Source organism: Streptomyces sp. NPDC005784 (assembly GCF_042871525.1).
GTDB lineage: Bacteria > Actinomycetota > Actinomycetes > Streptomycetales > Streptomycetaceae > Streptomyces.
The window spans coordinates 1-10,945 of sequence record NZ_JBIAIQ010000084.1; the positions used below are offsets into that span (position 1 = coordinate 1).

At 67.1% G+C, this 10,945-nt stretch carries 10 protein-coding genes and 4 pseudogenes; 8 read left to right on the forward strand and 6 right to left on the reverse strand.

Features of this window, described 5'->3' with window-relative positions; translation table 11 throughout:
• The first annotated feature begins 104 nt into the window (after positions 1-104).
• Positions 105-287 (forward strand): hypothetical protein, encoded by a 183-nt coding sequence (locus ACFYR3_RS45065; RefSeq protein ID WP_389288179.1) that lies wholly within the window; start codon positions 105-107, stop codon positions 285-287.
• On the forward strand, positions 287-559 hold the full coding sequence (locus ACFYR3_RS45070; RefSeq protein ID WP_389288181.1) for an ester cyclase: 273 nt from the start codon (positions 287-289) through the stop codon (positions 557-559). Before ACFYR3_RS45065 ends, ACFYR3_RS45070 begins: the two co-directional genes overlap by 1 nt.
• A 452-nt stretch (positions 560-1,011) precedes the next feature.
• Here ACFYR3_RS45070 and ACFYR3_RS45075 read toward each other — a convergent pair.
• A pseudogene (locus ACFYR3_RS45075) lies at positions 1,012-1,319 on the reverse strand (transposase); the annotation flags it as partial.
• 2 nt (positions 1,320-1,321) lie between these two features.
• Between ACFYR3_RS45075 and ACFYR3_RS45080 the strand changes: the two are divergent.
• Both ACFYR3_RS45080 and ACFYR3_RS45085 read left to right on the forward strand, forming a co-directional pair.
• A pseudogene (locus tag ACFYR3_RS45080) lies at positions 1,322-1,610 on the forward strand (transposase family protein); the annotation flags it as partial.
• A 278-nt stretch (positions 1,611-1,888) separates the two neighbouring features.
• Complete coding sequence (locus ACFYR3_RS45085; RefSeq protein WP_389288183.1) at positions 1,889-2,389, forward strand: class I SAM-dependent methyltransferase; 501 nt, start codon at positions 1,889-1,891, stop codon at positions 2,387-2,389.
• Here the strand turns inward: ACFYR3_RS45085 and ACFYR3_RS45090 are convergent.
• The 4 genes from ACFYR3_RS45090 to ACFYR3_RS45105 are packed head-to-tail and all read right to left on the reverse strand — an operon-like array spanning position 2,337 to position 7,092.
• The gene (locus ACFYR3_RS45090) at positions 2,337-5,627 is read right to left on the reverse strand and encodes a lantibiotic dehydratase (protein ID WP_389288185.1); all 3,291 of its coding nucleotides are present in this window, start codon (positions 5,625-5,627) and stop codon (positions 2,337-2,339) included. The genes ACFYR3_RS45085 and ACFYR3_RS45090 overlap by 53 nt on opposite strands.
• A 13-nt stretch (positions 5,628-5,640) precedes the next feature.
• Positions 5,641-6,528, reverse strand: a complete 888-nt coding sequence (locus ACFYR3_RS45095; RefSeq protein WP_389288187.1) for a cupin-like domain-containing protein — start codon at positions 6,526-6,528, stop codon at positions 5,641-5,643.
• On the reverse strand, positions 6,491-6,676 hold the full coding sequence (locus ACFYR3_RS45100) for a hypothetical protein (protein WP_389288189.1): 186 nt from the start codon (positions 6,674-6,676) through the stop codon (positions 6,491-6,493). The genes ACFYR3_RS45095 and ACFYR3_RS45100 overlap by 38 nt, the downstream gene beginning before the upstream one ends.
• Before the next feature lie 11 nt (positions 6,677-6,687).
• Positions 6,688-7,092 (reverse strand): hypothetical protein, encoded by a 405-nt coding sequence (locus ACFYR3_RS45105; RefSeq protein ID WP_389288191.1) that lies wholly within the window; start codon positions 7,090-7,092, stop codon positions 6,688-6,690.
• Between the two features lie 196 nt (positions 7,093-7,288).
• Between ACFYR3_RS45105 and ACFYR3_RS45110 the strand changes: the two genes are divergently transcribed.
• The 4 genes and pseudogenes from ACFYR3_RS45110 to ACFYR3_RS45125 all read left to right on the forward strand — a co-directional run bounded on the left by ACFYR3_RS45110 (position 7,289) and on the right by ACFYR3_RS45125 (position 10,242).
• Positions 7,289-7,615, forward strand: coding sequence for a hypothetical protein (locus ACFYR3_RS45110; protein ID WP_389288193.1), 327 nt, complete (start codon positions 7,289-7,291; stop codon positions 7,613-7,615).
• 43 nt (positions 7,616-7,658) lie between these two features.
• Positions 7,659-8,117 carry a hypothetical protein gene (locus ACFYR3_RS45115; RefSeq protein WP_389288195.1) on the forward strand — a complete coding sequence of 153 codons (459 nt, stop codon included), beginning with the start codon at positions 7,659-7,661 and terminating at the stop codon, positions 8,115-8,117.
• Positions 8,118-8,377: 260 nt separating this feature from the next.
• A pseudogene (locus ACFYR3_RS45120) lies at positions 8,378-8,825 on the forward strand (ISAzo13 family transposase); the annotation flags it as partial.
• A 42-nt stretch (positions 8,826-8,867) separates the two neighbouring features.
• Positions 8,868-10,242: pseudogene (locus ACFYR3_RS45125) on the forward strand (IS1380 family transposase).
• Between the two features lie 255 nt (positions 10,243-10,497).
• On the opposite strand, the gene ACFYR3_RS45130 reads toward ACFYR3_RS45125, so the two are convergent.
• On the reverse strand, positions 10,498-10,848 hold the full coding sequence (locus tag ACFYR3_RS45130) for a transposase (RefSeq protein ID WP_389288197.1): 351 nt from the start codon (positions 10,846-10,848) through the stop codon (positions 10,498-10,500).
• Between the last annotated feature and the right edge of the window lie 97 nt (positions 10,849-10,945).

Here is a 10,945-nt window from a genome sequence, read left to right on the forward strand (position 1 = left end):
CCACTGGTCAGACGGCCATCCACCGGGAATTCCGGTGGCCATCAGCCTGGACTCGACTGGCCACACACCTGGACTTTGCCACGGCCGCCGTCACGATCCTTCGGGTGCCGCGACCGCAGCTGCCGCACCCCTGGGACCAGACGTCGTGGACGGAGTCGATCGTCGGTCTCGACGTGGTCGTCGAGGACTGGCGGCGGCTGTTCACCACGGCAACGGCGCTTCGCGCCCTGCACACCGCATCGCCGGCCGGTGGTGCGGTGCCCGCACTCCTGACAGGAGAACTGTGATGGCAACAGAAGGAAAGAAAAGCGTGCCCCGGCGGTACCGAACCACTGGCCCCGGCGAAACGCGCCAGCTCATCGCCAAGATCCGCGCCGCGTTCCCGGATGCTACGTTCACCCTGCAACAGCGCGTCGAGGACGAGAAGGGCGACGTCGCATTCGTGTGGTCGGTCCGCGGCACGCACAGCGGCGAGGTGGACGCTTACCCTCCAACCGGAGCATCGGCCACGATGACGATCGTCACGAGTGCGGTCATCACTCCGGCCGGTCCCCGGTAGGCCCGGACGGCAGGCGTGGGGGGGGGGGGGGGGGGGGCGCCCGGCCCCCCCCCCCGCGGGGGGGGGGCGGCCCCCCCCGGCGGCCCACCGGTCCAGCCGCCCTGTATGCGCTGCGCCCGGGGGGGGGCCACCCGCGGGGCCGGCCCCGGGGCGGCGGGGGGGGGGGGGGGGGGGCGCCGGGGGGCCCCCCCCCCCCCCACCACCGGTTTGAGGACGTCGACGCCGACGGCTTGCTCCCGACGGAGTCCACCCAGGACACCACGGGCGGCGACGCGACCCGCACGGCGACCTACCGACACGACGCCCATGGTCTCAACGACAGCGTGACCGACGCGGCACCTTCTTCGGGCGGGCCATCGGGTTCCACCCGCGGCCTCCTTTTCCTGTGCTGCAAGTTGCGTGGCATCAGGTGGGCGAAGAGACGCTCGACGATCCACCTCCTAATGAGGTTGTCAAGCTGCAGCAGTGACGGGGAGGTTGCTTTGGTAGCACTGTCCGTCACGGATGAGAGCCCACAGGACGTTCACGCGTCGCCGGGCCAGGGCGAGGACCGCCTGGGTGTGCCGCTTGCCTTCGGCGCGCTTGCGTTCGTAGAAACGACGCGACTGGTCGCAGCTGCGGATGCTGATCAGCGCGGAGGTGTAGAAGACGCGTTGCAGCCCGCGGTGATAGCGCCTGGGCCGGTGCAGGTTGCCGCTGATGTTGCCCGAGTCCCGGGGACCGGAGCGACTCCGGCAAGGCTGGCCAGGCGGTCAGCGGTGTGAGGGTGACCGTCGCTGCAAGCTCCCGCCGCACCAGCGTGCCCTGGTCGGCCTGGTGTACCTGCGCCGGCACGACACCCTCGCCCAACTCGCGGCCTGCTTCGGCATCTCCGTCGGCACCGCCCACGCCTACACAGATCTGCGAGCGCCAGGCCGTCCCGATCCTCGCCGACCGTGCCTACATGGGCGCCGGTCCGTGGGTGACGACACCAGTCAGACGCCCGCCCGGCCGCGGGTTGCCGCCGACTCAGCAAACGGTCAACCGCGCGCTCCCGGCGGCGCAGGCACCGGGCAGGACCGCCGCAGACGAATCCGTACCGGCCGAAGGCGCGATCGAACCGGGGCGTGCCATGAAACAGCTGCACAAGCATCGGGACGACGGATTCCGCGTCGGGTTGGAATACCTCATGCCGCCCCGTGGTACTGATCGGTCGTAATGTACCGCGAGTCACTGGGCCAACTGATTCTCATCGGCAGATCGCTTCCTGCAACATGCCGGAGGAGAGGCATTTCCCGTGGGCTGAGACTCGGCCTGAGTGAGCTCTGGTTCGACCTGAGGAACCGGACCGTGACGGGAGTGGAGCCGACTCACCATGAAGGAACGAATCCCCTCATTTTTACGGAGCTCCTGTCGCACCTCGGTCAGGAGGTCACCCAGGGCGGTTTCCTGGATTTCGGCGCCGGTAAGGGACGGGCCCTGTTCCTGGCGGCACAACACGGTTTCACAGTAGTGGTGGGGGTCGAGAAGTCTGCCGAGCTCTGCTCGATCGCGGAGGGGAACATCGCCCGGTGGCGCCGACGTCGGCCCGGTCTTGCCGTCGACATGCGCCATGCGGACGTCGTTGACTTCCATGTCCCTGACGACATCACCGTAGGCTTCTTCTTCAACCCGTTCGGGCCCGACATCATGCGCGTCGCGATCGACCGCATTCTCGAGTCGCTCAGGCGTACGCCGCGACCGTTCCATGTCGTCTATGCACATCCCCGTTTCGAGGACCTGTTCGTGCGAGCGGGATTCACGCCCGTCTACCGGCAGGGGGTGGATGGCGTGATCCTCCGCCACGGCTGAGGAAAGGCGCAGAGTCGTAGAGCCGGCACAGGAAGTCGTGGAGGACCAGCTCCTGAGAACGGGCGGCCGAGCGAAGGACCCGGTTCGCGTGCATGTGCATGAGCGTCCCGGCCAGCAGGGGCAGTGGCTGCGTCAGTCGTCCGGCTCCCGCTTCGGCGCGCAGTTCGGCGACAACAGGGCTAAAGGCGGCGGAGCGAGCGGCGAACGCGGAGTCTTCGGCTGTCGGCGATCGTCCTGAGAACAGCAACGCCGCCAAGCCGCCGCGTTCGGTCCTGTAACGAGCGTCGAGTCGGCGCCGCAGCCCGGCGTCCAGCCTGAATTCCTCACTCAGGCGTGCGCGGGCGGCGCCCACCACGGCGCGTTTGCCCGCCAGGTCCAAGCCGAAATCGGTCAACAGCCGGTCGAATCCAAGCAGGGCCATGCGCCACCGGTCATTGTGCGGCACGGCCTCCACGAGGTGGAGGGCGGCATCGCTGTCCGCACGGAACAGCCGCTCCGTGAGAACGATGCCCGTGGCGCCGCCGTAGCGCTCGATTTCACGGTCATAGCTGTCGATCTGCAGGCGCCGGACGATGCCATCGGCCTGCGGCTGGGTGATGGCATCATGCAGCGCGGGGAGCACCTCGTTCAGCAGACGGGTTGGTTCTCCGTGGACGCGCAGCCGGATGTGCCAGTCGGGATCGGCATAGCGGACGAAGAACCAGTCGTCCACGGCTCCGTTGGCCAGGCAACAGCGCAGCAGCGGTCGGACCATCCGCCGCAGCACCGTGTCCGCCGTGGCAGCACCGGTGTACATCTTGGCGTTCAGCCATTCGGAGCCGGGATGGAAGCATCGGCGTACAGGGCGGACAAGCAGTACGGGCGGCGGCGTCGGCGGTGGTGGTTGAGGCGATGGGGTGTGCGCGGGGATCTCCGATCGCAGGAACGGGAGCACCAGCTCATGCACGAACCGTCCTTCGGGCCCAGAGACGAACACATCGTCCAGGCCGTGGAACAACTCCACCAGCGTCACACGGGTCCGGTGCTTCAACAGAGACGCGAACATCTCCACGGACACCACATTCTCGAGATCGACGGGCAGGAGGTTGTCACCATCCGCGACGGCGATCCAGCGAGGCAGGCCCAGAGACTCACGCAGGCTCCGCACCGCGGTGTAGAGGCGCCCGCCATGCGATTCGCCCAGGTGACCCAGTTGTTGCGCAGATACGTTCCACCGTGACCGAGAGAGGACGATGCGACCGGCCGTGACCCTCGGGAGGAAAGGCGCGTTCGCCAGGCTTCCGAAGGAGAAGGATAGTCCACCCGCCCGGCCCTGGGTCTGAACAGCGCAGAGGAACTGGTACAGGCCCAGATTCCCGCCGCCGCGATGATCGTGCGCCGTCGTCATACGGGGAATGACTTCACGGCCCAGCCGTGCCGAGCGCAGCACAACACGATTGCCGGCCAGGGAGACGAGCAGATCGGTCACCGGAATCCGTCGGCCGGGGGGCGCGGTGGACCGGCCCAAGTAGGGGATCTCGTAGTCGCGCAGCCGCGGCCGGGCCAGCACATTGCCGATGCGACCCTCGGGAAGGTGAACGACCTCGGCGAAGACCGCGTCCGGCCGCAGCGCCTCCTCGGCCCGCAGATGAGCCAGCACGTGCTTCCGCAGCATCTCCTCGCCGTGGCAGAAACGCCCCAGCAGATTGGCTCCCGACGGCCCGCCGACACTGGAGAGGAACACACGGAACCTGCCCTGTGCCACCGCTGTCTCGCTGCCGGCGAGCACTGTAGCCACCACGCTGAACGCGTCGGGCAGGGGTGGCGGCGAATCCTCCGATTCGGCCAGAGCTCTCAGCTCCTCGGCTCCGAGCGCGATCTCGTCGGCCCCGGTTCGCAGCGCCGAGCTGAGCCACCGCAGTAGGAGCGCGTCGCGGCGCCCGAACGACGGCTCGGACGCGCGTTGCTCGGTAGGGAAGGGAAGACCCTCCAGGAGCGGCTCCGCCGCCGCGCCAGTGGCGGCGCGTGCGCTCGGGGCCGCGAAGCCGATGCCCGCCTCCGGGTCCAGGGCTTCGCACAGTGGCACCTCACGGCGCCCGTAGCGTTGCCGGAACGCTTCCCGGAACAGGTCGAGAGAGCTCGACGGCCTCCTTCCGGAAACCCGTTGAAGGAGCTGCACGCCCCGGCTGATCTCATCCAGCACCTCTTTGCCCAGGGTGGCCGACACGGTTGGCTTCATCAGGTTGACCTGAAACAGGCCGGTGCGCTCGCCCTCAGCCGGAAGTCCGCCAAGAGCCTCGATGACCCGGCGGTATGCGGAAGAATCCGTTCCAGGCGGCTGGAGGTCGAGCGCGTGGAGCTCGTCCGCGACCAGGGCCAACGCGGCGGCGGCACGGCCGGCCGGGAGGCAGTCGTGGAGCTCCGCCAGCGACGAGAGCACGCCCTGCATCGGTTCGGGACCACTCACCGATGGCTGGAGAGTGGGCACCAGTACCTGATGGTCAATCAATTCCGCGACGTATGTGAGCGCTTCCCCTGGCGTTGCGCCTGGGGCACCCGCACGGACCGCTGCGGCCAGTTCTATAGGCCGCGCGCCGCAAGCGGCCCGTTCGAGAGCCCTCTCCAGCGACTCCTGGGAGGCCACCGCCGCCAATGCGTAGGTCTTGCCTCCGTCCGTCATGCGGGCCTCGGCGTAGCGGAAGCCGTTCCCCGCCCTGTACAGACTTGAGTTGGGTACGTACTTCAGATACCGCCGTACCGTCGGGTCGCGCTGCAGAGCGTCACACAGAGCGGCGACGTAGCGGCAGTCGAGGCGGGTGTGGCGGCGGTACTGCTCCGCCGGAGCCAGCCGCAGAATGGTGCGTTCACTCGCCCCTCCGCTCGACCCGATCGAACAGCCGGCGAACAGACCGAACGGGGTGGGACGGCCAGCCATGCGCGAGAGGTAACGAAGCAAGCTCCGTTCCACCTTCTGCCCGCGCCTCGAGTCCGCATCGTGTTTCCACCGGTCCAGGCTCTCCGAGAGGGACGGCGAAGCGACAGCCAGGGCCTCCTGTACGTCAGGGCGCTCGCAGAGGCGGCGCAAGCGGTCACGCACGCGGATGCGGTCGCGCAGCAGTGCCGCGTCGAGGAGAGCAGGGTCCCTACAGTCCGCCGCCTCCAGTCCGTTTCCCAGGGAGAGCAGCGCGTCGAGGGGAAGGTAAGGCGTACGGAGAACGAAGAAGTCCGCCGGGGCGCAGATCGATGGCGCTCGTCGCATGGCCCACCACTCGTCAACGGGAAGCGGCCGGAGTCGAACCGCCCGGGGCCGGACGCAGGGCGGTACGCAGCCTGGCCCGCCCACGGCGCAGCAGGAAGCGCCACAGGCCGGGCAGCGCGAGTCCCTGAGGGAAGGGGCGGGGCCAGAAGAAGTTCACGTTCACCGCCCAGCCCGAGACCACGGTGACCTGGTGGAACCAGCCGACCGGGATGTACAGCGACTCACCAGGGCGGAGAGTGCAGTGCCACCCGGTGGCGCGTCGGGCCAAGGGGAATCGCTCGAAATCCGGGATGTTGGGGTCGAACCGGCAGTGGGTATGGCCGGGGATACGGTAGACGAGCTGTGACTGCGACGGAGGAAAGAGCACGAATTCCTTACGGCCAATGATCTGCGTATTACAGTTCGGAGTCACGTCGCAGTGCAGCCCGCAGGATGTTCCCAGCGCACCGCACCAGAAGTTGATGTCGACCGGCGCCGCCCGGTACCAGTCCGGGACGGGTGTGCCCTCCCGCAGGGCTCGCGGAAGTTGCTCCAACTTCGCGTCCATGTAATAGAAGTGATCGAGGCGGAGCTCATGGATCGCGCGGGTGATGTCGCGGGCGGTGGAGTGTCCTTCGGTGATGTCGCGCAGTGTTTCCGCTGTCTCGACGACCCAGTCCATGTATCGGGTGAACGGGATGAAACCGCCGCGGGCGAGATTCTGGAAGATGTTGCTCGGGGGACCGTGGGTCTCCCGGACCGGCACGTCGTGTTCGCCGATCACCGCCTTCAGATACGCGGAATCCCAGAGCAGGGGCGCCACCCGTCCCGAAACGCTGTCGATGACGATCCTTGGCTCGCCGCCCCGGCGTGGTGGCCGGAAATCACCGTACGAGACGCGCGGGACGGGAATCAGGTCCATCGCCGTCTTCCTCGTGCATGGTTTCGGTCTCGTCGCAGGTCCACAGGCTATGCCCCTGCGTCGTCAGCAACTGGTCGGTCAGATCTCCGACCACCTCCCGTTTCAGGTCCAGCTTCTTCACCATGCGTGGTTCTTCGGTCGTACCCATGTCAATCTCCCCTATCCGAGAATCGCTTCGCGAAGGAGCTTCATCCCCATGGGTTCATGGAGCTGAGAACCGTCCCTGTTCCTTCTGGATGCCAGGCCACCGCCCAGTTCTCGAAGTCTTTCGTTGTAGCCGTCCAGTGCGGCCATGTTTGGCAGTTCGATCAGGAGCATCACATCCCAGTCGCCCGCGTGAGCGAGGGGCGCGATCAGGGTCCGATAGCTGAGGATGAGGCCCTGTTCCTTCGCTGCCTCCATAAGAGGCTTCCATTCGGAACGCAAGTACGCCAGGTAGGAGATCGTCCGTCCCGGCTTGGCCTGCATGAATTGCACCGACCACACCGATCCCTCGGAATAGGGCGGATCCTCCGCGAGGGCGGCCCCGGCCGCCGCCTCCGGTGACGATGTGTCTCTTTCCATGGCCGACTCCTCGCTTGTGCCTGTTACGGAGTGCCTGTTCAGGATCTATTCACAATCACCCGACCGCAACCGGGGAGCTGAGGTGCGCGCACTGCGCGGGCCCGCCGCTGAGCCGATTGGCTCAGGCCGGGTTGTGGGCCGGGGGTGGCCCGTGTTTGCTCGTCATTACGAGTCCCACACTTAAGGAGGCCCCGCAATGACCACGCGCGTTCGTGACACCAAGCTCTGGACGAAGATCGACGATGTGTCGCAGGAGATCCGAGACGAGCCGTGGAGCATGTACTGGCGGGAATGGAAGACCGGTAGCGACCCGTTCGAGGAATTCCTGCACGACCCGGTCGGCGTGCTCGCGGAAGAGATCGCGGAAGTCGGTCCTGACTGGACGGTGACGACAACGGTCGCGAACCACCAGGTGGGCCTGCGGGCCAGTCCCATCTGCATCGTCGCGATGGTCGTTCCGAACGAGCGACGAGCCTACCTCTGGCTCTACAAACACGAGCCCGAGGACGGCAAAGCGTCATGACCGGGGAGCAGCGGCCGTCCGACAGTTCCTGGGGAGGACCGCGATGACTGGTCGTCGCGACACCATTCCGGTCGACAACGGTCTCTTTCAGGCCGTCTACGACTCGCCGGCGTCCCTACCCGGACGCCACCGCTGGGTGACCCCTGACGAGGATGTGCGTGAGCTCGAGGAACTCCTCGGCATGCCCTCGAACACCATTCACGCACCGTTGTGGGTCAGCGGAGACACCAGGGAGTGCGCCTCCTGCGGCCGGCAGGTAAGCTGGCTCGACATCGTTTCATCGGCGCTCCACAAGGTGCACGACCGGGCGATGATTGCGCGCGTCATCCTCGGCGACCAGAAATTCGTCAACGTGGAAGCGCCGCAGGCTATCCCGGATGTGCTCTGCGTCCGTTGCGATGCGCCCATTACGGATCTCCGCAGTTTCAAGTGTCACAACTGGGCCTATGCGTATGAAGACTTGGAGCGTGTGCTGGAGCACATGGCCGACCGAAAGGCATAACTGCGGCGTGGCTTTACCTTCCTCGGGCTCAATTTGCTGCGGGGCGTTTTACCGCTCTGCGCTGCACCCGCTCCTCCTGCGCATCAACACCTACCTGACGCGTGGATCCGCGAGGAGTAAAGACGGCTGCGACCGTTCAGGAAGGCCAATGCGTGCTGGCAGCCCGTCACCCAGGGGCCTGCCGATCAATAACTCTTCTGTTTTCGTAGGCTGTTGGGTCGTAGGATGCGAGGGTGTCGGAGGGGACGAAGGCAGAGCTGGTGGATGCGTTCGGGCTGTTGCTGCCGCATCTCGATGAGCGCCAGCAGCACCTGACGCTGGGCGCCGCGGCCCGCGTTCTGGGCCACGGCGGGATCCGCATGGTGGCCGGAGCGGGGGTGGCCGAGTCCACGGTGTCGCGCGGGAAGCGGGAGCTGGAGCACGCGGAGGAGCTGGCCGGGTCCGGGCACCGGGCGCGGGTCGGAAGCCCTTGCGAGAGGCCGATCCGGGGCTGGTGCCCGCGTTGCTGGCGCTGGTCGAGCCGGACCAGCGCGGCGACCCGGAATCTCCGCTGCTGTGGACGGTGAAGTCCACCCGGAATCTGGCGGCCGAGCTGACGCGCCAAGGGCACCAGGTCGCTTCGGACACGGTGGCCACGCTGTTGAAGGCGGAGGGCTTCTCCCTGCAGGGCACCTCGAGGACCACCGAGGTGCCCGGCATCCGGACCGTGCTGAGGGTCCTGTTGGCTGCAAGGAAAAGAGCACTTTCCAGGTGAGAGAGACTATCGCGTCCTACCCGCGTGTCCGTGTCCAGGGGGACGGCCGGCAGGTGGTCTCGCAGGCAGGTTCGGTCCTGCTGGTGGAGACGATCCGCAAGACCGGTCTCGACCGGGCGATATCCGCCGCGCTGGCGCCCTGGCGGAAGCAGCGGGCCGTCCACGATCCGGGGAAGATTCTCCTCGACCTCGCGCTGTCGGTCGCGATGGGCGGAGACTGCCTGGCCGATGTCGCCATGCTGCGGGCCGAGCCGGCCGTCTTCGGCCCGGTGGCCTCCGACCCGACGGTATCTCGCTTGGTCGACACGTCGCCGCCTGCGGCGACAAGGCGTTGAGAGCTGTCCGCGCCGCCCGGTCCGAAGTCCGCGAACATGTCTGGCAGTTGGCGGGCGAGATGGCGCCTGATGCGGGCGGGATGGCGACCGTCGACCTGGACGGGTGCTGGTGATCGCGCACTCGGACAAGGAGGACGCGGCGGCGACCTGGAAGAAGACCTGGGGCCATCACCCGCTGATGGCCTTCGTCGACCACGGACCGGGCGGAACCGGGGAACCCGTCGCGGCCCTGCTCAGACCGGGCAATGCGGGCTCGAACACCGCCGCCGACCACATCACCGCCACCCGCCAGGCCCTCGCTCAACTCCCCAAGAAGTACCGGCGGGGACGGCAGACCCTGATCCGCACCGACTCCGCCGGCGGCACCCACGCCTTCGTCGCCTGGCTCGCGAAGCGGGGCCGGTGGCTGTCCTACTCGGTCGGCATGATGATCACCGAAGCGATCCACCAGCACGTCCTGAACGTCCCGGCATCAGCCTGGACGCCGGCCGTCGAGGCGGACGGCGACATCCGGGACGGGGCCTGGGTCGCCGAGCTCACCGGCAAGCTCCTGGACGGCTGGCCCAAGGGCATGCGGCTGATCGTCCGCAAGGAACGGCCCGATCCCGGAGCCCAGTTGAGGATCACGGACGCGGACGGCATGCGGATCACGTGCTTCGCGACCAACACCACCGGCCGGCCGATCGCCGAGCTCGAGCTGCGTCACCGGCTGCGGGCCCGGGCCGAGGACCGGATCCGGGCCGCCCGGGCCACCTGCCTGCGTAACCTGCCCCTGCACGACACCGCCCAGAACCGGGTCTGGATGGAGATCGTCCAGATCGCGCTCGACCTGCTGGCCTGGATGCCCATGCTCGCCCTGACCGGCCGGGCGAGGCTCTGGGAACCGCGTCGCTTGCGGTTCCGCCTGTTCTCCGCAGCCCGCCAGCTCGTCACCACCAGTCGGCGCAGGATTCTCCGCCTCGCCCGGCACTGGCCCTGGACCGACGAGATCACCGCTGCCCTTGAACGGCTCGCGCTCCTGCCCGACCCCGGCTGACCAGCAACCCACCGTCCCTGCGACAGCATCACCCGCCCCGGGCAGTGGAACCCGGCGCCCACCCGACGCGACAGCCGGGCCACCGGCCTGCCCGGCATCAGCTCCGGAAAGCAAAAGGGTCCGCCGACTCCGTCGGCGGACCCTCAAGAAAGTTCGAGGTTAGCGGCTCAGTTACTGCGCTTCTGACACAGGAGGCAATTAACCGACGGCGCGTCGGGGCTCATGTACAACGTTGGGAGCCAGCGATTCAGCCGTTCATTGTCTAGTTTCGAGATCCGCTGCGAACAGGACGGCAGCCGCCTTAAGAATTCCGTTAAGGCGACGCAGATCAGCGTTCTCCTTCTCAAGCTGACGAACTCGGACACTCGTAGCAGTTTCTGCACTCCGACCAGCTTCCGCATCGGCTTTTTTAACCCAGTGCCGAAGTACCTCTGAGTGGACCCCCATGAGTTCCCCCACCTGTCGGACGATGCCGGAGCGTCCGGGGCTGGTCGACCTCATCTCAATGACCATCTGGACTGCCCGCTCAATCAATTCTGGCGGGTACTTTCTCGGGGCCGGCATAGAGGCGTCCTTTCCAAGAAACCTGGATTCTTCGATGGTCACTTTGAAGCTCCCCCTTTGACCTGGACAGCCTGATACTGGGACGGAAGGTTCCGGAGGAAGCAGTCGCAGGTAGTGAGCAAGAAGAGCAATACGAGCA

Excerpts from the sequence above, each read along its gene's own strand:
- ACFYR3_RS45070 (WP_389288181.1), top strand. The coding sequence starts at position 287 with ATGGCAACAGAAGGAAAGAAAAGCGTGCCCCGGCGGTACCGAACCACT.
- ACFYR3_RS45090 (WP_389288185.1), bottom strand. The coding sequence starts at position 5,627 with ATGCGACGAGCGCCATCGATCTGCGCCCCGGCGGACTTCTTCGTTCTC.
- ACFYR3_RS45095 (WP_389288187.1), bottom strand. The coding sequence starts at position 6,528 with ATGGACCTGATTCCCGTCCCGCGCGTCTCGTACGGTGATTTCCGGCCA.
- ACFYR3_RS45100 (WP_389288189.1), bottom strand. The coding sequence starts at position 6,676 with ATGGGTACGACCGAAGAACCACGCATGGTGAAGAAGCTGGACCTGAAA.
- ACFYR3_RS45105 (WP_389288191.1), bottom strand. The coding sequence starts at position 7,092 with ATGGAAAGAGACACATCGTCACCGGAGGCGGCGGCCGGGGCCGCCCTC.
- ACFYR3_RS45110 (WP_389288193.1), top strand. The coding sequence starts at position 7,289 with ATGACCACGCGCGTTCGTGACACCAAGCTCTGGACGAAGATCGACGAT.
- ACFYR3_RS45115 (WP_389288195.1), top strand. The coding sequence starts at position 7,659 with ATGACTGGTCGTCGCGACACCATTCCGGTCGACAACGGTCTCTTTCAG.